22 protein-coding genes are annotated in these 20862 nt (G+C 64.3%); 11 read left to right on the forward strand and 11 right to left on the reverse strand.

What is annotated here, in order from left to right:
* Positions 1-155: 155 nt before the first annotated feature.
* Entirely contained in the window at positions 156-917 is a 762-nt protein-coding gene (locus HSDC_RS01820; protein WP_064698214.1) for an ABC transporter permease, read from the reverse strand.
* A complete protein-coding gene (locus HSDC_RS01825; protein ID WP_064698215.1) occupies positions 914-1864 on the reverse strand; it encodes an ABC transporter ATP-binding protein in 951 nt (316 codons plus the stop codon). The genes HSDC_RS01820 and HSDC_RS01825 overlap by 4 nt, the downstream gene beginning before the upstream one ends.
* 239 nt (positions 1865-2103) lie before the next feature.
* Between HSDC_RS01825 and HSDC_RS01830 the strand changes: the two genes are divergently transcribed.
* Positions 2104-2577, forward strand: a complete 474-nt coding sequence (locus HSDC_RS01830; protein ID WP_064698216.1) for a GFA family protein — start codon at positions 2104-2106, stop codon at positions 2575-2577.
* Positions 2578-2614: 37 nt separating this feature from the next.
* Here HSDC_RS01830 and nhaD read toward each other — a convergent pair whose 3' ends face one another.
* Positions 2615-4102: a sodium:proton antiporter NhaD gene (gene nhaD, locus HSDC_RS01835; RefSeq protein ID WP_064698217.1), complete on the reverse strand. Its 1488-nt coding sequence runs from the start codon at positions 4100-4102 to the stop codon at positions 2615-2617.
* Between the two features lie 215 nt (positions 4103-4317).
* Here nhaD and HSDC_RS01840 point away from each other — a divergent pair, with 215 nt between their 5' ends.
* Both HSDC_RS01840 and HSDC_RS01845 read left to right on the forward strand, forming a co-directional pair.
* A complete protein-coding gene (locus HSDC_RS01840; protein WP_064698218.1) occupies positions 4318-5139 on the forward strand; it encodes a helix-turn-helix transcriptional regulator in 822 nt (273 codons plus the stop codon).
* A 52-nt stretch (positions 5140-5191) separates the two neighbouring features.
* On the forward strand, positions 5192-5650 hold the full coding sequence (locus HSDC_RS01845; RefSeq protein WP_064698219.1) for a carboxymuconolactone decarboxylase family protein: 459 nt from the start codon (positions 5192-5194) through the stop codon (positions 5648-5650).
* Between the two features lie 8 nt (positions 5651-5658).
* Here the strand turns inward: HSDC_RS01845 and HSDC_RS01850 are convergent, their stop codons facing one another.
* Positions 5659-6567 carry a ChaN family lipoprotein gene (locus tag HSDC_RS01850; protein WP_082919909.1) on the reverse strand — a complete coding sequence of 303 codons (909 nt, stop codon included), beginning with the start codon at positions 6565-6567 and terminating at the stop codon, positions 5659-5661.
* A 173-nt stretch (positions 6568-6740) separates the two neighbouring features.
* Here HSDC_RS01850 and HSDC_RS01855 point away from each other — a divergent pair, with 173 nt between their 5' ends.
* Both HSDC_RS01855 and HSDC_RS01860 read left to right on the forward strand, forming a co-directional pair.
* Positions 6741-7712, forward strand: a complete 972-nt coding sequence (locus HSDC_RS01855) for a YbgA family protein (RefSeq protein ID WP_064698220.1) — start codon at positions 6741-6743, stop codon at positions 7710-7712.
* Positions 7713-7721: 9 nt separating this feature from the next.
* Positions 7722-8918 (forward strand): methyltransferase, encoded by a 1197-nt coding sequence (locus HSDC_RS01860; protein WP_064698221.1) that lies wholly within the window; start codon positions 7722-7724, stop codon positions 8916-8918.
* 45 nt (positions 8919-8963) lie between these two features.
* On the opposite strand, the gene HSDC_RS01865 is transcribed toward HSDC_RS01860, so the two are convergent.
* Entirely contained in the window at positions 8964-9434 is a 471-nt protein-coding gene (locus HSDC_RS01865) for an aminoacyl-tRNA deacylase (protein WP_064698623.1), read from the reverse strand.
* 249 nt (positions 9435-9683) lie between these two features.
* Here HSDC_RS01865 and HSDC_RS01870 point away from each other — a divergent pair, with 249 nt between their 5' ends.
* Entirely contained in the window at positions 9684-11024 is a 1341-nt protein-coding gene (locus HSDC_RS01870) for a UDP-glucose dehydrogenase family protein (RefSeq protein ID WP_064698222.1), read from the forward strand.
* 124 nt (positions 11025-11148) lie between these two features.
* Here the strand turns inward: HSDC_RS01870 and HSDC_RS01875 are convergent, their stop codons facing one another.
* The 3 genes from HSDC_RS01875 to HSDC_RS01885 all read right to left on the reverse strand — a co-directional run bounded on the left by HSDC_RS01875 (position 11149) and on the right by HSDC_RS01885 (position 14527).
* Complete coding sequence (locus tag HSDC_RS01875) at positions 11149-12258, reverse strand: pyridoxal phosphate-dependent aminotransferase (protein WP_064698223.1); 1110 nt, start codon at positions 12256-12258, stop codon at positions 11149-11151.
* A 40-nt stretch (positions 12259-12298) separates the two neighbouring features.
* The gene (locus tag HSDC_RS01880) at positions 12299-13735 is read right to left on the reverse strand and encodes an FAD-binding oxidoreductase (protein ID WP_064698224.1); all 1437 of its coding nucleotides are present in this window, start codon (positions 13733-13735) and stop codon (positions 12299-12301) included.
* 183 nt (positions 13736-13918) lie between these two features.
* Entirely contained in the window at positions 13919-14527 is a 609-nt protein-coding gene (locus tag HSDC_RS01885; RefSeq protein WP_064698225.1) for a TetR/AcrR family transcriptional regulator, read from the reverse strand.
* Between the two features lie 137 nt (positions 14528-14664).
* Here HSDC_RS01885 and HSDC_RS01890 point away from each other — a divergent pair, with 137 nt between their 5' ends.
* The 4 genes from HSDC_RS01890 (at position 14665) to HSDC_RS01905 (ending at position 17803) form a co-directional block, all read left to right on the forward strand.
* A complete protein-coding gene (locus tag HSDC_RS01890) occupies positions 14665-15405 on the forward strand; it encodes an SDR family NAD(P)-dependent oxidoreductase (protein ID WP_064698226.1) in 741 nt (246 codons plus the stop codon).
* On the forward strand, positions 15402-15815 hold the full coding sequence (locus tag HSDC_RS01895) for a nuclear transport factor 2 family protein (RefSeq protein WP_064698227.1): 414 nt from the start codon (positions 15402-15404) through the stop codon (positions 15813-15815). The genes HSDC_RS01890 and HSDC_RS01895 overlap by 4 nt, the downstream gene beginning before the upstream one ends.
* A 177-nt stretch (positions 15816-15992) precedes the next feature.
* A complete protein-coding gene (locus HSDC_RS01900; RefSeq protein WP_064698228.1) occupies positions 15993-16460 on the forward strand; it encodes a tellurite resistance TerB family protein in 468 nt (155 codons plus the stop codon).
* A gap of 101 nt (positions 16461-16561) precedes the next feature.
* Positions 16562-17803 carry an NAD(P)/FAD-dependent oxidoreductase gene (locus tag HSDC_RS01905; protein WP_064698229.1) on the forward strand — a complete coding sequence of 414 codons (1242 nt, stop codon included), beginning with the start codon at positions 16562-16564 and terminating at the stop codon, positions 17801-17803.
* A gap of 53 nt (positions 17804-17856) precedes the next feature.
* Here HSDC_RS01905 and HSDC_RS01910 read toward each other — a convergent pair whose 3' ends face one another.
* The gene (locus tag HSDC_RS01910; protein WP_064698230.1) at positions 17857-18282 is read right to left on the reverse strand and encodes a hypothetical protein; all 426 of its coding nucleotides are present in this window, start codon (positions 18280-18282) and stop codon (positions 17857-17859) included.
* Positions 18283-18442: 160 nt separating this feature from the next.
* Here HSDC_RS01910 and pyrC point away from each other — a divergent pair, with 160 nt between their 5' ends.
* Complete coding sequence (gene pyrC, locus HSDC_RS01915) at positions 18443-19477, forward strand: dihydroorotase (RefSeq protein ID WP_064698231.1); 1035 nt, start codon at positions 18443-18445, stop codon at positions 19475-19477.
* 59 nt (positions 19478-19536) lie between these two features.
* On the opposite strand, the gene mtnN is transcribed toward pyrC, so the two are convergent.
* Complete coding sequence (gene mtnN, locus HSDC_RS01920) at positions 19537-20277, reverse strand: 5'-methylthioadenosine/S-adenosylhomocysteine nucleosidase (protein WP_064698232.1); 741 nt, start codon at positions 20275-20277, stop codon at positions 19537-19539.
* 69 nt (positions 20278-20346) lie between these two features.
* Complete coding sequence (locus tag HSDC_RS01925) at positions 20347-20820, reverse strand: S-ribosylhomocysteine lyase (RefSeq protein ID WP_064698233.1); 474 nt, start codon at positions 20818-20820, stop codon at positions 20347-20349.
* Between the last annotated feature and the right edge of the window lie 42 nt (positions 20821-20862).

The following is a 20862-nucleotide window of genomic DNA, read 5'->3' on the forward strand; positions in this document are numbered from 1 at the left end:
TAACGCCTTCCCATGGCCGACGGGTTTCGGGAAGGGCAGCCCGCAAAGCATGCGGTGACATGTGCGCCGGGGCAACCGGCGAGGCCTTGGGTGCGCCCTTTCACCGCACCCCGGCGGTGGGCGAGGCACGACGACGGAATGCGGCGAGGCAGGCGTCAGGGCTTGAGTCGATAGCCGCTGCGAAAGATCCAGTTCACCACGGCCAGGGATACCGCCAGGAAGAGCGCGATCATCCCGAGGCTAGCCCAGATGCTGACATCGCCCATGCCATAGAAGCTCCAGCGAAAACCGCTGACCAGATACACCACCGGATTGGCCAGGGTGACGACCTGCCAGGCGGGGGGCAGCATGTCGATGGAATAGAAGGTGCCGCCAAGAAACGTCAGAGGCGTGATCACCAGCAACGGCACCAGCTGGAGCTTTTCGAAACCGTCGGCCCAGATGCCGATGATGAAGCCCAGCAGGCTGAAGGTCAGGGAGGTGAGCACCAGAAATAGCAGCATCATCAACGGATGGGCGATGGTGAAGGGCACGAACAGGCTGGCCGTGGCCAGCACGATCAAGCCCAGGATCACCGATTTGGTGGCCGCGGCACCGACGAAGCCGAGCACCACCTCGAAATAGGAAATGGGCGCCGAGAGGATCTCGTAGATGGTGCCGGTGAAGCGGGGGAAGAAAATGCCGAAGGAGGCGTTGGAGACGCTCTGGGTGAGCAGCATCAACATGATCAGGCCGGGCACGATGAAGGCGCCGTAGCTGACGCCATCCACTTCGCTGATGCGGGTGCCGATGGCTGCACCGAACACCACGAAATAGAGTGACGTCGAGATCACCGGCGAGACGATGCTCTGGAGCACGGTGCGCAGGCTGCGTGCCATCTCGGCGATGTAGATGGTCTTCACGGATCTCAGGTTCATGCGTCCTCCCGCACCAGGCTGACGAAGATCTCCTCGAGGGAACTCTGGCGAGTGTGGAGATCCTTGAAGTGAATGCCAGCGGCTTCCAGGTCGGCCAGCAACTCGGCGATGCCCGCGGGTTCCTCTCCGCCATCGTCCTGGCGTGCGGCGTCATAGGTATAGACCAGGGCGTGGCCGTCTTCCTCGAGGGCCAGATCATGGCCGGCGAGGGATTCGGGGATGCGGGCCAGCGGCTCGCTGAGGTGCAGCGTCAGCGCCTTGCTGCCGAGCTTGCGCATCAGTTCGCGCTTCTCCTCCACTAAAACCAGCTCGCCGGCACGGATCACGCCGATGCGGTCGGCCATCTCCTCGGCTTCTTCGATATAGTGCGTGGTGAGGATGATGGTCACGCCATTCTCGCGCAGGCTGCGCACGACGTCCCACATGTCGCGGCGCAGCTCGACATCGACGCCGGCGGTGGGCTCGTCGAGAAAGAGAATCTGTGGCTCGTGGGCCAGCGCCTTGGCGATCAGCACGCGGCGTTTCATGCCGCCGGAAAGCGTGATCAGCTTGTTGCGGCGCTTTTCCCAGAGGCTCAGCGAGCGCAGGATCTTCTCGATATGGCTTGGCGAGGCCGGCTTGCCGAACAGGCCGCGACTGAAGCTCACCGTGTCCCAGACCGTGGAGAAGGCCTCGCCGGTCAATTCCTGTGGCACCAAGCCGATGCGCGAACGTGCCTCGCGATAGGCATGGACATTGTCGTGGCCATCCACCAGGACCGTGCCGCCACTGGCATTGACCAGTCCGCAGATCACGCTGATCAGGGTGGTCTTGCCGGCCCCGTTGGGGCCGAGCAGGGCGAAGATCTCGCCTCGCCGGATCTCGAGATCGATGCCCTTGAGTGCCTGGAAGCCGCTGTCATAAACCTTCGACAGGCCTTGGACGTGGATCACCGTGGCATCGCTCACCGACCACCTCCCGCATCGCTTGTGCCATGCAGGAGTGTCACGGGGGATCTCCACGCTGGTCTGGCTGTCCTGTACATCGGTACTCCCTCATGGAGTGAATGGCGACCCACTTCATCCTAGCGCGAGATGCGACGGAGGACATCTCTCGAGACGCCGTTTGGGACGAGAGCCTGCCTGGCCGGAATGACCTTGGCTTTCTAGGCTTAAGTCAATCAAGCGACCGTCGGGGAGACGCCACCATGTTGCTCGAAGGATCCTGCCACTGTGGTGCGGTGCGGTTTCGCGTCATGTCGTCGCATCCCTATCCGTTCAATCGTTGCTATTGCTCGATCTGCCGCAAGACGGCCGGCGGAGGCGGCTATGCCATCAATCTGAGTGGCGAGGCGGACACCCTGGTGATTCATGGCGCCGAGCACACGTCGATCTATCAGGCCGAGATCGATGGCCGGAAGAGTCCCGGGGAGCGGCACTTTTGTGCCCGGTGTGCCAGCGCGCTCTGGGTATTCGATCCGCGCTGGCCGGAACTCGTGCATCCCTTCGCTTCGGCCATCGACAGCGAGCTGCCAAGGCCTCCCGAGCGGGTGCACCTCATGCTGGAGAACAAGCCGGACTGGGTGGAAGTCGAGTCGCGGCAGCAGGATCGTTGCTTCGCCGGCTATCCGGACGAGAGCATCGCCGAATGGCACGCCCGGCTCGGGCTAGAAGAGCTGTGAGCTCCCGCCCGGCGGAGCCGGGCAGGAGAGGGCCAGTTTAGTGGAAGATGGCGAAGCTGTCGGCATTGAGCAGCATGTGCACCGCCACGCTGGCCGCATAGCCCAGGGCGATGACCGGTGCCCAGCGCAAATGACTGGCGAAGGTGTAGATGCCGCGTGCCTGACCCATCAGCGCCACGCCGGCAGCGGAGCCCACCGACAGCAGGCTACCGCCCACACCGGCGGTCAGGGTGATCAGCAGCCAGTTGCCCATGGACATGTCGGGCTCCATGGAGATGACGGCGAACATCACCGGGATGTTGTCGACCACTGACGAGACCAGGCCCAGCACGATGTTTGCCCAGACGGGATCCCAGCCGGTGTAAAGGGTCTCGGAGAGCAGGCTCAGATAGCCCATGAAGCCCAGGCCGCCCACGGACATCACCACACCGTAGAAGAACAGCAGGGTATCCCACTCGGAGCGAGCGATTCGGGTGAAGACATCGAAGGGCACCACGCTGCCCAGGGATTCCAGCTTGCGCCAGTCACCACGCTGGCTGTAGCGGGTGCGCTTGCGCTCCAGGGAGCGTGGCAGGCTCCGGCGCAGGTAATAGCCGAAGAACTGCAGGAAGCCGAGACCGGTCATCATGCCGAGCGCCGGGGGCAGGTTCAGCATGGTGTGGCACAGTACCGAGATGACGATCGTCAGCAGGAACAAAAGGACGATGCGGCGTGCGCCGCGCTTGAGCCAGATGTCTTCCTCGAGGGCGGCAGGCTTGCGGTTCTTGATGAACAGACTCATCAAGAGGGCCGGTACCAGGTAGTTCACCAGCGAAGGACCGAGCAGCTCGAAGAATTCCTGGAACTCGACTAGCTTGGCCTGCCAGACCATCAGGGTCGTGATGTCGCCGAAGGGGCTGAAGGCGCCGCCGGCGTTGGAAGCGACCACGATGTTGATACAGCAGATATTGATGAAGCGCTTGTCGCCTTCGGCAACCTTGAGGACCACGGCGCACATCAGCATGGCGGTGGTGAGGTTGTTGGCGATGGTCGAGATCCAGAAGGCAAGGATGCCGGTGATCCAGAACAGCGACCGGTAACTGAAGCCCGTCTCCACCAGCCAGGCGCGCAACTTGTCGAAGACGCGACGCTCTTCCATGGCGTTGATGTAGGTCATGGCCACCAGCAGGAAAAGCAGCAGCTCGCTGTATTCCAGCAGGGTGTCGCTGAAGGCTTCCTCGGCGGCGTTGGGCAGGCCGGAATGCACATAGACCCAACCGATCATCGCCCAGATCAGGCCAGCGGCCACCAGCACCGGCTTGGACTTGCGCATGTGCAGCTTTTCTTCGGCCATCACCAGGGCATAGGCGGCCAGAAAGAGCGTGACGGCAATGAAACCGGGCAGGGTGTAGGTCAGGTCCAGCTCGCCGGCGGAAGCGGCCTGGGCGAGGGGGCTGAACAGCAGAATCGGAAGCGCGAGCACGAGAAAGCCTGGCCACCGGGCGCTGTGCCGGAGCCAGTGTGGAGAACGATGGTTTGTCAGCATGACGAAAGCATCCTGAGACGGGAGGGCGGAGGGTCGATAAAACGAGGCGCATTCTACATGAAAGAAACAGTGTTCGCCATTTGCTGAGTCGGCTAATCAACCCTTTTTTGCGATTTTCTTGCTGCAGTGCAACCAAGGTCTTGTCCAGCGAGGACGGGTGGGTCGCTGGGCTATACTGTCCTGCGCCGTCGAATCACCGACATTGCGGAGGCCGAATGTCCTTCCGAGACCCCGTCGATACCCCTGGCCCCCGAGCCGACCTGGCGCCGCTGGTGTTGCCGCGGCTGGTCATCCGGCGTCTGCTGCCGACGGCAGCGCTGCGCCCCTGGGTAGATCATTACTGGTTCGTCCAGGGGCCTCCGCCGGACGCACCGACCCGTAACAAGCTCTATCCCGATGGCGGCACCACCCTGACCTTCAGGCGTCTCGATACCACTTCGCCGACGGCTGGCTGGGATATCACCTGCCGACCGGTAGCGGCGTATACCACCACGGTAGGGGCCAGCCTGGGCATTCGATTCCGTCCCGGCGGGGCTTTCCAGCTGTTCGGCATGTCGCTGGAGGCCTTGAGTGATGACGATCTATGGGAGAGGTTCGCTCCCGATGACTGGTTGGCGTTGCGGGACGAACTACCGGCCCTGCCGCTGGAGGAGCGCCTGGCACGACTCGATGCCTGGCTGCTGGCCAGAGCGGAGGCGAACGGGCCCAGGATCGGCCATGTCCAGCGGTTGCTGCCGCTGATCGACAGCGGACGCTTCACGATCGACCGGGTCGTGGCGCACCATGGCCTGAGCCGCCGCACGCTGGAACGGACCTTTCGCCATCAGGTTGGTCTGGCGCCCGCGCAGATGGATCTGTTGCAACGCCTCAAGCATGCCAGAGCCCTGTTGGCGCGAGCCGAGTCGTCGCTCAGTCAGGTCGCTCTGGCGTGTGGCTTCCACGATCAGGCGCACTTCACCCACCGTTTCCGTCGCCATGCCGGGGAAACCCCGGGCGAGTATCGGCAGCGCAAGTTGACGCAAATCTACAAGGCGTGACCGTGCGCCGCGCGCATGCTGGGCACTCCATGTCCCAGATCAGGAGTGCATCATGCAAGAGCATGTTTCCCGTGCCGATTTCTATCGCCTGCAGCCCGAACTGGTGCAGGGCCTCAAGTCGACCCAGGAGGCCGTGGAAGCCTCAGGCATCGAGCCCGGCCTGATCCACCTGATCTTCCTGCGTGCCTCCCAGCTCAATGGCTGTGCCTTCTGCCAGCGGATGCATTCCGAGGAGGCGCGTGGCGATGGCGAACGCCAGGCCCGTCTCGACGTTCTGCCGGCCTGGCGGGAGTCACCGGGCTTCAGCGAGCGTGAACGGGCAGCGTTGGCCTGGACGGAGGCGCTGACTCTGCTGGCCGAGAGCGAGATCGAACAGGCGCTCCGCGACCAGGTGAGGGCGAGCTTCAGCCTGGAGGAACAACTGAGTCTCACCTCTCTGGTGGTGATCATCAATAGCTGGAACCGGATAGTATTGTCCTGCGGGTTCCGGCCCGACATCGGCGAGGGGTAAGGGCCCCTTCAGGGGGCGGCTGGCGCCTCTTCCCGGCGCTGATCGAGGATGAAGAAACCATCCGCCCGACCGGCGGGAGGTGGTCGGCAGGCAGCGTCGAGTCGCCGAGGCAGCAGGCTGAGGTGCTCGGCTACCCCCAGGTCGTCGAGCTGATGGGGCACGCCGTGTCCATCGCTGAGGTGGCGTAGCCCCATCAGGCCCACCACCAGCTTGCCTTCCGCCGAGGCCTCGGCCAGGCCGCTGGCCATGGCGCGGTCCCAGACCAGTTGAGCGTCGATGAAGTGCTCGAGGCCCTCGTCGCCAGCGTTGGCGGCATGGTCGTGGGCGGCAAAGACATCGGCGAGATCGGCGCGGTAGGCCGGCGATGCCGGAGCCGGTGCGGTCATGCCGAACCTGTCGTCCGACGGTACGGCGTCCCAGCCATCCCTCACCAGCCGTCGCTGCAGCTCGGGCGTGACATTCAGGGCCTTCAACGGCACGTCCTGCATGCGGGCGAAGTGCAGGATCGGCCAGTACAGCTCTGGGTCGTAGCCCCAGGTCTCGAACCAATCGCTCGCCTCGAGGAAGGCCGCTTCGCTCAATGCCCCGGCGACCCAATCGTCCAGCACCGGCTGAGCCTTGCGTGGCAGCATTTCCAGGCCGATCACCATGTCGGGGCGGAGGGCGTGGAGTCCAGCCAGCGTCTGCAGTTGCCAGCGATGATGGGCACGCTGATCATGCCGTTCACCCAGCATCACCACCTGTTGCTCGGCCAGATCGCGCATCATGACATCGGTTGCAATGGGGGCTCCCGCCTTGTCCAGCCACTGCCCGGGGGCATGGCAGGTGGCCGCCTGGGCGTCGGATAACCAAGTGAAACCGACGAGCAGTGGTGCGACGCGGCGGGCAAGGGGGAGGGTATAGCGACGAGGAGGCATGCATGATTCCTGAAGCAAGGGGGACCACGACAGCCTATCGAGCCAGCCGGTCGGGGCAAAGCGGCAGGGGCAGGATCGCTGAACGATGGTGCTCGGCGGCCAGTCGGGAATCGCGATATACGGATCCCGGCGTTATCCTGTAACCAAGAAATGCGTCGCCACAGGAGCGCCATATGGCAACACACGCCTCTGCAGCGAATACCGGTATCCCGGTCGGCATCAGTGCTTGCCTGACCGGCGAGGAGGTGCGTTACAACGGCGGTCACAAGCGGTCTCGCTATTGCCTGAATGTGCTGGCGGATTGTCTGCGTTTCGAGACCTTCTGTCCCGAGCTAGAAGCGGGGCTTGGCGTGCCGCGCGAACCGATCCGCCTGGTGGGGCGGCCTGGGGAGACGCCTCGCGCCAGGGGCACGAAAACGACCGATCGGGATGTGACCGAGCGCATCGAGCGGGTCGGCGAGTCCTTCGTCGAGGCGCATCGTCACCTGCGCGGCTTTATCCTGATGAAGGGCTCGCCCAGCTGCGGGCTCGAGCGGGTCAAGGTCTATCATGAGAACGGCATGCCCAGCCACGTCGATTCCGGCGTTTTCGTGCGCGTCCTGCGCCATCATTTTCCCGAGCTCCCTCTGGAAGAGGAGGCAAGGCTCAATGACCCGGCCTTGCGCGAGAACTTCATGACGCGCGTCTATGCTCTCGACGACTGGAAGCGCAATGTCGAGGAGGCACCCAGCCATCATGCCCTGCTGCAGTTCCATAGCCGTCAGAAGCTTCTGCTGATGGCGCATCGGGTGGAGGCTTATCGCGAGCTGGGGCGCTATCTGGCCGAGGCGCATCGACGTCCCCTGGACGAGACGCTGGCGTATTACCTGCCGACTTTCATGGAGGCGCTGTCGAAACCCGCGTCGCGCAAGACGCATGCCAACGCCTTGCTGCACGTGTTGGGCTGTCTCAAGCGGTCCCTGGATGGCGAGACGCGTCGCGACCTGCTCCAGTCGGTGGAAGAATATCGTCTGGAGCAGGTGCCCCTGGCGGTACCGATGCGCTTGCTCAATCATCACCTGAAGCGTCACGGCTCGGACTATATCTGTGGCCAGTCCTACCTCGATCCCCACCCTTACGAGCTCGGGCTGCGCAATGCCGTCTGAGAGGCCGGAATGACGCCGAGTCATGAACACCGCTTTCGGCACCTGGGTGCCGTGCTGGCCGAGTGGCAACCGGTGTGGCAGCCCTTGCCCTTCCAGCACCGCCGCCTACCCTGGGAAGCCCGGTATCCGGCGATGGCCCAGGCGTTGAGAGAGCTGTCCGACGACGAGGCGGCCCGCTTGCAGGCGAGTCCCTTCACGGCGTCTCCCTTGTCGGCGTGGCTGCCCGTGGATGAGCTGGCCTCGCTGGTGGATCTGCCCGATATGGCCCCGCAAGGACCGACACTGCCCGATGCCTGGGGTACCTTCGTCGGTGGCCGAAAGTGGCGCCAGATTCAGGCCTTCGCCCCGCTGGTGGCACCGGATGCCGATCTGGTGGAGTGGTGCGCCGGCAAGGGCCATCTGGCACGCGCCTTGGGGCGCTGGCATGGCGTCGGTATCGAGGCCCTGGAGTGGCAGGCTGGGCTGTGTCGTGCCGGAAACGCACTCGCGCAGCGCCAGGCGGTGGCGGTGCGCCTGCACCAGCAGGACGTGATGGCCGAGGACGCCGGGCGCTGGTTGGTACCGGGCGCTCGGGTAATGGCACTGCACGCCTGCGGTGACCTGCATGGCCGGCTGCTCGAGCTGGCGGCCAGTCGCGGCGCGGCGGTGACCCTGGCGCCGTGCTGCTATCAGCGAACCGAGGCGGCGAACTACCATCCCTTCTCCGAGCAGGGGCGCCGGGAGATGGCCGAGCGTGGCTGGCGGCTGTGTCGCGATGACCTGGCGATGTCGGTGCAGGAGACCGTCACCGCGCCGGCCGGAGTGCGGCGCCAGCGCCAGGTGGCCAATGCCTGGCGCCTGGGCTTCGATGCTCTGCAGCGCGACCTCTCGGGGCGGGATATTTACCTGCCGGTGCCGAGCCTGGCTTATGGACGAATGCCCGGTACTTTCGACGACTTCTGCCGCTGGGCGGCTGAGCGCAAATCGCTGTCATTGCCAGCCCGTGTCGACTGGCCGCGTTACGAAGCCGAAGGGTTCCAGCGTCTGGGCGAGGTCACCCGGCTCGAGCTCGTGCGCCATCTGTTTCGGCGCCCGCTCGAGATCTGGCTGGCGCTGGACCGTGTCAGGCTGATGGAGGAGGCTGGCTTCCAGGTGCGTCTCGGCACCTTCTGCGAGCGTGACGTGACCCCTCGCAACCTGCTGATCGAGGCAACGCCGGCTGGTTGAGGAAGGCCGAGACACGTCCGTCCCGGCCTTCGTGTCGTTACGGTGTCAACGGGGGCGGCTGAAGTCGCCGTGCTGGCTGCCGGCCATCAAGCGGTCGAATTCACCGCCGCTCATGTGCACCAGGGTTTCATGGTCGCCCGCTTCGAAGTAGACATCCGGCCGGTGGCGCAGGTGATCATCGAGATAGACCTGCAGGCCGTAAGCCTGACCCACCGGAATGGCTGCCCCGGGATCGCAGTCATCGAACTCGTGACGTACTTCGTCCTCCGTGGCCAGTTCCAGATCTTCATGGAAGAGTTGCGTGAGCCGTTCCAGATCGGCGTCACGGTCGCTGGGCAGTACGGCGACGCGGTAACCGGCATCGCCGTGCAGCATGACGGCCTTGGCCAACTGGTCGCCCTCGACGTGCGCGACGCGGGCGATGCGGCTGGTCGAGACCGCGCGTGGATGGGAAACCTCCTCGTAATCGATATCGCAGGCGCGGAGATACTCCCGGATCGTCATCGGCATGGCCATGATGTCACCTCCTTCGGCCGTCGGGGCCGAACGCTCATGCCGGCGTCCCTGTGTGGCGTGGATGGTGTCCATATGCTTCAGCATAGCGTGCCTGCTCGGAGGCAGTGCAATCCTGGGTCTTTTCCGAAGCCCTGTTACAATGCGGCCATGCCGTACCGGCGATTACGGTTGCGGACAGGGGCGACCGGCGTTGTATCGGGTCGCGGTCACGACATTGCGTGGGCAAGGATTCTGGCGAGGTAATAGGGAATGAGGATCACCATTTTCGGCACCGGGTATGTGGGGCTCGTCACTGGGGCTTGCCTGGCTGATGTCGGACACGATGTGTTGTGCATGGACGTGGATGCCGACAAGGTGGCGCGTCTCGAGGCCGGCGAGATTCCGATCTTCGAGCCCGGTCTGGAGGAGCTGGTGACCGCCAATACCGCCTCGGGGCGGTTACGCTTCACCACCGATGCGGCCACGGCGGTCGATTTCGGCGTTCTGCAATTCATCGCCGTCGGCACGCCGCCCGACGAGGATGGCAGTGCGGATTTGCAGTATGTGCTGACGGTCGCCGAGACCATTGGCCGATACATGCGCGAGTTCAAGGTGATCGTCGACAAGTCCACGGTCCCGGTGGGGACGGCCGATCGGGTGAGAGAGGTCGTGGCGGGGGTGCTCGAGGAGCGTGGCGAAGCGCTCGACTTCGAGGTCTGCTCGAACCCGGAATTTCTCAAGGAAGGGGCGGCGATCGAGGACTTCACGCATGGCGCGCGCTTCGTGGTCGGCACCAGTTCCGAGCGGGTTCGCGAATTGATGCGCGAATGTTATGCCCCCTACATTCGCTTGCAGGAAAAGCTGATGTTCATGGACGTGCGGGCCGCCGAGCTGACCAAGTATGCGGCCAACGCCATGCTGGCCACCAAGATCAGTTTCATGAATGAGATCGCCAACCTGGCGGAGCGGCTGGGGGCCGACGTGGAACAGGTGCGGCGCGGTATCGGCTCGGACCCCCGTATCGGCTACCACTTCATCTACCCGGGGTGCGGTTATGGTGGCTCCTGTTTTCCCAAGGACGTGCGAGCCCTGACGCGCACCGCGAGCGACGTGCACTATGAAGCGCAGTTGCTGGGCGCGGTAGAAGGCGTCAATCACCGCCAGAAGCAGACGCTGTTCGACAAGCTGGAGCGTGCCTTCGACGGCGCTCTGGCCGGTCGCACCATCGCCCTGTGGGGGCTGGCCTTCAAGCCGAACACCGATGACATGCGCGATGCGCCGAGCCGTACCTTGATGGAGGCCCTGTGGCGCGTCGGCGCCAGGGTTCAGGCCTATGATCCCGAGGCGATGGGGGAGTGCCGTCGCCTCTATGGCGAGCGGGACGATCTGACGCTGGTGGATTCGCGGGAAGCGGCGGTTCAAGGGGCCGATGCCCTGGTGATCTGCACCGAGTGGAAAGTCTTCCGCATGGTGGATTTCGACTGGCTGAAGCGGCAGCTTGGCATGCCGGTGGTCGTCGACGGACGCAACCTCTATGACCCCGAGACGGTGCGCAAGGCGGGGTTGATGTACTTTGCCGTGGGGCGCGGCGACTCCCTGAAGCGCCCCTGAGGCGACATTGTATCGATGCGATGCCGGCGGCAGGCGAAGTCGCCGCTTGCCGGCACCTTCACCTATCCGGCCTGCTCGCCGATGGGCCAGCCTGCCCTGAGCATGCCTCGCCCCTCGTGCCAGTTCAGGTGTTTTCCTGGAGGGCCCGTTCCAGCGTCGCCAGACGCCCGGGTACCATGGCATCCTCCACCGCGGTGATGCGCAGGACATGGCCCAGGTCCGGATGCGCCGGACGGGCGATGAGCTTGCCTTCCTCGAGCAGTTCGGCATGCACGCGCTTGGCGAGTTCGGCGCTGGCCAGGCGGATGCCGATGAAATTGGTGGCACTTGGCAGCACATCGGCGCCCAGTTGCTGGAAATGAGCACTCAGGCGCTGTCGGCGTTCGCGCACCGCGGCAATGTGTCGTCGGGTCTCGTCGGGGTGGTCGAGCACCACCTCGGCGGCGGCCTGGGTCAGGGTCGAGACGGCATAGTGGATGCGCACCTTCATCAGCATTGCCAGAGTCTCGGGTTCGGCGATCGCGTAGCCGATGCGCAGTCCGGCCATGCCGTGGGCCTTGGAGAGCGTCCGACAACGAATCACGCCCGGCAGTACCTCCGAGGCGAAGGGCGTGTCGGCATCGTCGCGAAAATCGTGGTAGGCCTCGTCGAGCAGCAGCCAGCAGTCATCGGGCAGAGCGTCGCGCAAGCGGCGAACGGCGTCATCGTCGTGCCGGTGCCCGGTGGGATTGTCGGGATTGGCCAGATACACCAGGCGCGCCTTTTCTGCATGTGCGGCACGGGCGAGGGCGTCCAGGTCGGGTGCGAGTCGATCGCTGCCCTCGTCGTAGGCGACCTCGACCAGACGACAACCCTGGCCTCGGGCGAAATAGCCAAAGGTCGGGTAGGTACCTGCCGAGGCGATCACCGAAGTATCGGGCGTGGCCACAGCGCGCAATGCCAGAGCCAGCAGGCTGTCGGCGCCGGCATCCACCAGCAGGGCCTCCACGGGTATGCCCTGCTGGCGTGACAGGCGTTTGCGAATACCCAGTGCCTCGGCATCGCCATAGCAGTAGGCGTGTTCGGCCATGGCGTCGCCGAAATGTCGGCGCAGGGCCGAGTGCGGCATGTCCAGGCCCTCGTTGGATCCCAGTCGATGAGGAATCTCGCGGCCGATGCGGCGCTGGAGGACCCAGATGCCGGGGAAGGGGTTGTCCGGGCCCGGGTGGTAGAGGTGGTCGGCGAAGCGGGGCATGACATCTCCCTTGGTGAAGGTGAAGGGCAAAGGTGGACGATCAGCGCTCGTCCTGAGCGGCGCCGGTGACGACCTTGTGGCGATTGAGCAGAGCATGCGGGTCCAGGGCCTGCTTGAGGGTCGCCATCAGGGCGAGCTCGTCCGGGGAGCGCGAGATCGGCAGCCAGTTGCGCTTTTCCAGGCCGATGCCGTGCTCCGCCGAGATTGAGCCGCCGAGTTCGGCCAGCGGTGCGTAGATGCAACTTTCCACCCGGTGTCGAGTGTCGGCGTCGTCGCTGCCGACGCTGGCCATGAGATGCAGGTTCCCGTCGCCCAGGTGACCGAACACCGACAGGCGTCCCTGCGGCCATTGTTCTTGCAGCGTCGTTTCCACCCGCGCCACATAGTCTTCCATGTCACTGATCGGCAGGCTGACATCGAAGGTCATCAAGGGAGAAAGGAGATGGACCAGTCCCTCGATGTCCTCGCGGATGGCCCACAAGCCGTCGCGCTGGGCATCGGACTGGGCGATCGCGGCATCCGCCAGAAGACCGGCCTCGAAGGCCGACTCGAGGGCCTGGTCGAAACGCGACCCATGGCGGTCGGCATCGATGGCCTGGGACTCGATGATGACATAGAAGGGCGACTCGCTGCCCACGGGGGGCGGATGACGGCCGCTCTGCTCGGTGAGCAGCCGGTAATGGCTGCGCCACATGGCTTCGAAGGCGCTGAGTTCGCCGCCAAGAGTCTGGCGCATGTGGGCAAGCAGTCCGGTCATGGCATCGAAGGAGGGGCAGGCGACCAGGGCGGTGCGGGTGTCGGGCATGGCGGGCTGTAGGCGAAGCACCGCCCGCGTGACGATCCCCAGGGTGCCTTCGCTGCCGATGAACAGTTGCTTGAGGTCATAGCCGGCGTTGTTCTTGAGCATCGGGCTCATGGAACTGATGATTCGACCGTCGGCCAGCACTGCCTCCAGCCCCAGTACCTGCTGACGCATCATGCCGTAGCGGATCACCCGATTGCCGCCGGCGTTGGTGGCAATGTTGCCGCCGATGGTGCAGCTCCCGCGCGCGCCCAGATCGAGGGCGAACTGCAGCCCGGCCGCTTCGGCTGCCTCCTGGACCTTCTGCAATGGCGCGCCGGCCTGGACGGTGATGGTGGCGCCGACCGGGTCGATGGCCTCGATGGCATCGAGACGTTCCAGCGAGATCGCCAGTTCCTCGGGCGAGGCCTCGGCGCCGTGTACCAGACCGGTCAATCCGCCGTGCGTTACCACCGGCTGGCGGGCTGCGTGGCAAAGGCGCAGTGTCTCGGCCAGCTCATCGGGCGTGCCGGGGCGCACGATGGCCGCAGCGTGGCAGGGTGTGCCGGTCAGCCAGTCGACGGACCGGGCGGCGACGTCATCGCCGGTGAGTACGGCACCGGCGCCGAGTCGCTCGCGCAGTTGATCGAGTAGCGTGGAGAGAGATGCCGAAGGCTGGGATTGCATTGTGTCCATGTCGATTCCGTGTTGTTTGTCGGGCCGATTCTCGGACAGGGAGTCGGGCGGGCTCGCAGGGGGCATGCGACTCAATTGGAGCCCGGAACGGGCTGACCGGATGTTCTGGAGCATAACAAGGGGAAGCTTCGAGACGCATGTTCCCGTGCCTTCGTGCGCGAGTGTCTGAACCACTGAAGTCTGTCATGCAGGGCGAGTTAGGCTTTCCCAGGCGCTCATGGCGCAATCCGCGACACCGAGCAGTTCCTCTCGGGAAGCGCCGTCCCTGGCCTGGATCGACATGCCGTGCTGCACGGTCGAGTAGAAGGTGGCGACGGCATGGCAGTCCGTGGTGTCGGGAAGTTCACCCTCCTCGACGGCGCGACGCAGACGCTTCTCCAGGCACTCTCGGTTGCCGCGCCGATGTCGTTCCAACTCGCCGCTGATCGACGGATTGGAGCCCTGAGCCTGGGGAGAGGCGAGCACGATCATGCAGCCCCGTGACTGGCCATGGCCGGTAAAGGCCCTTGCCGTGGCATACAGGACATGGGCGATGGCGTCTCGCGCAGTCGGCAGGCTGTCGACGGGTTCCCAGATGCCGCCACCGGCGGTCTTCACGTAGAGGGCCATGGCCTCCTGGAACAACCCTTCCTTGCTGCCGAAGGCGGCATACAGGCTGGGAGAGTTGATGCCCATGGCGCGGGTCAGCTCGCCCAGCGAGGCATTGTCGAAGCCCCGTTCCCAGAACACTTCCATGGCCCGAGCCAGGGCCGCTTCCCTGTCGAAGCCGCGTGGCCTGCCGCGTGTCGCCATGTCGGCCTCCTTTTGTGTGTCATTCGATACAAAAATATCTTGACAGGGTCGAGATTGTCCAGCCATGGTTATTTATGTATTGATCAATACATAAATATCTTGATCCATCGAATGCAAGAAACGACGGGAGCCGCAACATGACTCAACTGACAGGCAAGGTAGCGTTGGTGACGGGAGGCAGCCGGGGCATCGGTGCCGCGGTGGCGAAACGGTTGGCTCATGATGGCGCCGAGGTAGCCTTGACCTATGCCGGCAGCGAGGACAAGGCCCAGGCCGTGGTGGCGGACATTGAACAAGCGGGTGGTCGCGCCATGGCGATTCAGGCCGACAGCCGTGATGACCGTGCCATAGAGGCAGCCGTGGAGCGCGTGGTGTCGAGCTACGGCGGTCTCGATATCCTGGTCAACAACGCTGGGGTCTTTCTGATCGGGGATATCGCCGAGCTGGAACGCGACGATCTGGACCGGACCCTGGCGATCAACCTGCGTGCGCCCTTCGTGGCCATCCAGGTGGCGGCGCGTCACATGCGTGACGAGGGACGTATCGTGTCGATCGGCAGCAACCTCGGGCCACGTGTTCCCTGGCCGGGGCTCAGTCTCTACGCGATGAGCAAGACCGGTCTGATCGGGCTCACCAAGGGGGCTGCCCGGGACCTGGGGGCTCGCGGCATCACCGTCAATGTCGTGCATCCGGGCTCCACCGACACCGACATGAATCCCGCCGATGGTGAATTGTCAGACCTGCAGCGCGGCGCCATGGCGATTCCTCGCTACAACGAGGCCGACGATGTGGCGAACCTGGTGCGCTGGCTGGCGGGGCCCGAGGGGCGCTCGGTGACGGGAGCGGAATTCACCATCGATGGAGGAGCCAATGCATGACGTCACGTCTTGATATCGTGAAGGCCTACTTCCGCCGGGTGGATGCCGACGACCCCTCGGTGACGGCGCTGTTCACCGAGGACGTCAGCTTCTATTTTCCCAAGTTCGGGCCGGCATCGGGCAAGGCTGCGCTGGTCGAGTTCGGAAGACGGGTTCGCCGGGAGGTCCCCGAGCTGGTCCACGACATCGAGCGTTTCCATTATATCGTCGATGATGACCATGTCGTGGTGGAAGGAACCGAGGGTGGGCGCCTTCGGAATGGTGCGGCATGGCCCGATGGCGAGATCTCCCAGGGGCGCTTCTGCAGTGTCTTTGCCTTCGAGGACGACTTGATCTGTCGCATGCACATCTATGTCGATCCCGATTTCGGCAATGCCGATCAGGCTCGGTTGAAGGCCTGGCGCGCCTAGACGCCATCGAATGCGGCCGGGGAGGCGGATGTCGCGGGCATTCGCCTTCCCGGTTATCATCGTCATGGCGCTTCTGCGGCGGGAACGTCCCGTTGATGCTGTGGTCGATTCCAGCATGAATGAATTTCCCGGTCGGAGCGGCGGGAGTCACCGAAGAATTGCAAGAGGAGCTTGGCCATGCTGGCGTCGCTACAGCGCTGGATCAATGACATGACGGCGACGTCGGAGACGCGGGAGCCTCCCTCCCTGGCGCTGGCGACGGCGGCATTGTTGTGCGAGGTGATGCGAGCCGACTATCGCCTTGAGCAAGCCGAGATGGATGCCCTCCGTGATGAGCTGCGACAACGCTTCGAACTCGACGAAGAGGCGCTTGCCGAGCTGATGGATCTGGCCCAGCGCGAGACCGAGACGGCGGTGGATCATCATCGCTTCGTTCGATTGGTGCGTGATGAGTGCGATTATGAGGCACGGGTCGAACTGGTGAGGTCGATGTGGGCGCTGGCCTTCGCCGACGGAGAGAAGGATGCGCTGGAGGAACATCGCATTCGTCGCCTTGCCGAACTCCTGCATGTCAGTCATTCGGACTTCGTGCGCACCCGGTTGCTGGAGCAACAGCGTGCCGAAGGTGGCGCAGCGGCCGACTGAAACGGCGCGGTTGGCATCATCCTGATAGCATCGATTGCGGCTCCGTCGAGGCGGGGCCGCAATTGTCAGGGCCTATACGATGACGAAAAAAGGAGAGTTGGATGGCGCGGGACATCATCGTTCTGGGGGCCGGCATGGTCGGGGTGTCGGTGGCATGGCACCTGGCACGGCGTGGTCATGGGGTCACGCTGGTGGACCGCCGCGAGCCCGGGCGCGAGACCTCCTTCGGCAATGCTGGGCTGATCCAGCGCGAGGCAGTGCGCCCCTATCCCTTTCCTCGTGATTTGGCCATCCTGGCGCGGGTGTTGCCCAATCGGGAAGTGGATATTCGCTATCGTCCGGGCGGCATGCTGCGCGCTGCGGGTCCGCTGCTGCAGTATTGGCGAAATTCAGCCCCGAGCCGTTATCGACGGCTCGTTCCCGAGTACGCGGCACTCATTCGTCTGTGCCTCGATGCCCACGGGCCCATGATCGAGGCCGCCGGGGCCGAGTCCCTGGTACGTCGCGACGGCTGGCTGGAGGTGTATCGCAACGCCGGAAAACTGGCGGCGCGGCTTCAGGATGCCGAGGAAAACGATACCCGTTTCGGTGTCCGCTATCGGCGCCTGGAGACTGATGAGCTCGCGGTCATGGAGCCGAATCTGATCGGCGAGCTGGCAGGGGCAGTGCACTGGCAGGATTCCTGGTCGGTCTCCGACCCGGGTGGCCTGGTTCAGGCCTATGCGCGCGCCTTCGAGGCCGAGGGAGGCCGTCTGTTGCGCGGTGAGGTGAATGACGTGACCGGAAACGGCGAGGGATGGCGGGTCGAGGTCGACGGCCAGGCCCGGCATGCTGAAGACGTGGTCCTGGCCATGGGGCCCTGGTCGCGCGTCTGGCTCGAGCGTCTGGGGCTTTCGGTCCCCATGTTCGTCAAGCGTGGCTATCACATGCATTATGCCAGCCGCGAAGGGGTGAGCCTGAATCACTGGGTGATGGATGCCGAGGTCGGCTATCTGCTGGCACCGATGCGAGCCGGCATACGCTTGACTACCGGCGCCGAGCTGGAGCGTCTCGAAGCGCCACCTCATCATCAGCAGCTGGCGGCCGCCGAGACGCGTGCCCGGGAACTCTTTCCGCTGGGCGAGCGGCTCGAGGCGAAGCCCTGGAAGGGCGCCCGGCCATGCCTGCCTGACATGAAGCCGGTCATCGGGCCTGCGCCGGGACGACGCGGACTATGGTGCGCCTTCGGCCATGGCCATCAGGGCTTTACGCTCGGTCCTGCCACCGGGCGGTTGCTCTCGCAGATGATGGATGGCGAGATGACGGAGATCGAGATGGCGCCGTATCGCTTCGATCGTTTCTAGGCTCTGTACGAAACCGAGTCCTTTCAGATGGCCTTGGCGATCTGGAGCCGGGCTCAACGCTTGGCCTTGCGTCGTTCGATGAAGGTGTGAATCAGCAGCTTGACGGCGAGCGTGAAGATGAAGACCAGCCAGCCGGCGGTGGCCATGATGTTGAACAACAGCATCTTCTGTTCGCCGTTCAGGGGCGTGATCAGGTAATCGATGCCGATGGCCAGGAGGAAGGCCAGGGTCAGCGGCAGGGCGAGGATGTGCATCCACATCTCGGTTCGTCGCTTGCGCACATGATAGCGCCTGAGCATCACCCGGGTGGGGCGGTGCATGAAGCTGATCAGGATCAGGCTGCCGGTCAGCAGCATGGCGGCGAGAAAGGGCTCGATATTGCCGATATGCACCGAGTAGCTCACCGACCAGTAGACCATCAGCCACATGAGGCCGGCCAGGATGGCGACGAGATCGGCGTAATAGCGTACCTTCGGCATGATGTCCTCGTGGCAGTGCTCAGCCGGGGATGATACGTCAAATTTTCGCGACGTGAAGGACTTTCTGGGATTCGGGGAGCCACTGAGGCGGGCGCGACATTGCGGTATACTGAAGCACCGCGGACTCATGCCACCCACCCATGCCAATACAGGATACGCCGTGAACTCGATGACCCTGACCCGCCCGGATGACTGGCACCTTCACCTGCGTGACGGGGCGGTGCTGCCCGCGGTGGTGCCCGCCAGTGCCCGCCAGATGGGCCGTGCCATCATCATGCCCAACCTGAAGCCGCCGGTGACGACCACCGAGCAGGCCCTCGACTATCGGCAGCGCATCCTGGCGGCGGTCCCGGATGGCGAGAGTTTCGATCCCTTGATGACGCTCTACCTGACCGACCGCACCAGCGCCGAGGAAATCGAGCGCGCTCATGCCAGTGGGCGGGTGCATGCCGTCAAGCTTTATCCGGCCGGTGCCACGACCAATTCCGATGCCGGCGTGACCGATCTTGCGCATTGCGATGGTGCCATTGCTGCCATGGCCCGTCTCGGCATGCCGCTGCTGGTGCATGGCGAGGTGACCGACGCTGATATTGATATCTTCGATCGCGAAGCGGTGTTCATCGAGCGGGTCATGAAGCCTCTGCTGGATCGGCATCCGACATTGCGCGTGGTGTTCGAGCATATCACCACCGCCGATGCCGCGGCCTTCGTCACCGCCGCGCCGGACAACGTGGCCGCCACCATCACCGCTCATCACCTGCTGTTCAATCGTAACCACATGCTGGTCGGCGGGATTCGCCCTCACTACTACTGCCTGCCGATCCTCAAGCGCGAGCGACATCGTGAGGCGCTGGTGGAAGCGGCGACCTCCGGTAGCGGCAAGTTCTTCCTGGGCACGGACAGCGCGCCCCACGCCAAGGGCGACAAGGAGAGCGACTGTGGCTGTGCCGGTGCTTACACCGCGCCGGTGGCTCTCGAGCTTTATGCCACCGCCTTCGAGCAGGCCGGGGCCCTGGAGCGACTGGAAACCTTCGCCAGCCATGCCGGGCCGGATTTCTATGGCCTGCCACGCAACACCGAGACCGTCACCCTGGTGCGTGAACCCTGGACGATACCGGAGACGCTGCCTTACCTGGACGGGCAGGACATCGTGCCGTTGCGGGGAGGCGAAACCCTGGCGTGGCGGATGCGTTGAAACGACACCGCCCGGCACGCAGGCCGGGCGGGTTCAGGCGAGGGGCGTGATATTCGGGATCACGACTCGGTCGTGGCGTCTTCCACGGCGACCGTCTCGCTTGCCAGACGCCCGACCATGGCGCTGACCATGCGTGTCGAGTGATCGGCGGCCCGCACCAGGAATTCCTCGAAGGACAGGTGATTGTCGCCGCCGCCGGCGATATCGGAGAGCGCGCGGATCACCACGAAGGGGCAGCCATAGAGGTGGCAGGTCTGGGCAATGGCTGCGGCTTCCATCTCGGCGGCCAGCATGGTGGGAAAGCGAGAGCGTGTCTGCTCGACCAGCTCCGGGCAGGCCATGAAGACGTCGCCGGTGGCGATCAGCCCCTCGACCACCTTGACCTCGTTCATGGTTTCGACGCTTTCACGCGCCACTCGTACCAGGCGTTCGTCGGGCAGGTAGGCAGCCGGCATCTGCGGCACCTGGCCATGCTCGTAGCCGAAGACCACGGCATCCACGTCGTGGTGGCGCACTTCGCTGGATACCACCACGTCGCCTATCTCGAGTCCTTCGCCGAAACCTCCGGCGGAGCCGGTGTTGATGATCGCTTCGGGCTGATACATGTCGAGCAGCAGGGTGGTGCCGACGGCGGCGTTCACCTTGCCGATGCCCGATTGCAGGATCACGACCTCGACACCGTGGAGGCGGCCGCTATGGAAGGTGCTGCCCACATGGTGGCGTGTCTCGCGATGCTCCAGCATCGCCGCCAGTTGAGCGACCTCCTGGGACATGGCGCCGATGATGCCGATGCGTTTCATCTATCCGGGTCTCCGCTGTGAAAGGTGGATGGCAAGCGCGGCCGATGGTCAGGATACCGAGCGGGGCCGTCAGCCGGCTTCCGCGAAGACCTGGGTCCATTCGTCGCGGCGTGCCAGCAGGTCGCGGGCAAGATCCTTGGCGCCTTCCAGGCTGTGACTGGCGGCCCAGCCGCATTGCATCTCGTTGCAGGCCGGCACTTCCTCGGCCTCGAGCACGTCCTTCAGGGTGCCTTCGATCAGCGCGAGCACGCCGTCGTAGTCGTCATGGTTGATCATGGCGATGTAGAAGCCCGTCTGGCATCCCATCGGGCTGATGTCGACGACCTGCTCGGAGTGGTTGCGAGACAGCTCGGCCATCAGGTGCTCGAGGGAATGCAGCGCGGGCATCTCCATGTGCGCCTTGTTCGGCTGACAGATGCGCAGGTCGTACTTGTGAATGGTGTCGCCGTGCCGGCCGGTCTTGATGTCGGCCAGGCGAACATAGGGCGCCTTCACCTTGGTGTGGTCGAGGTTGAAGCTCTCCACATTCATCTTGTCGCTCATCGCGGCACCTCGCGAGTCGGAAAAATTAGGCGGCATATTTTA

Origin of the sequence: Halomonas caseinilytica, from assembly GCF_001662285.1 — a bacterium.
GTDB classification, from domain to species: Bacteria; Pseudomonadota; Gammaproteobacteria; order Pseudomonadales; family Halomonadaceae; genus Halomonas; species Halomonas caseinilytica.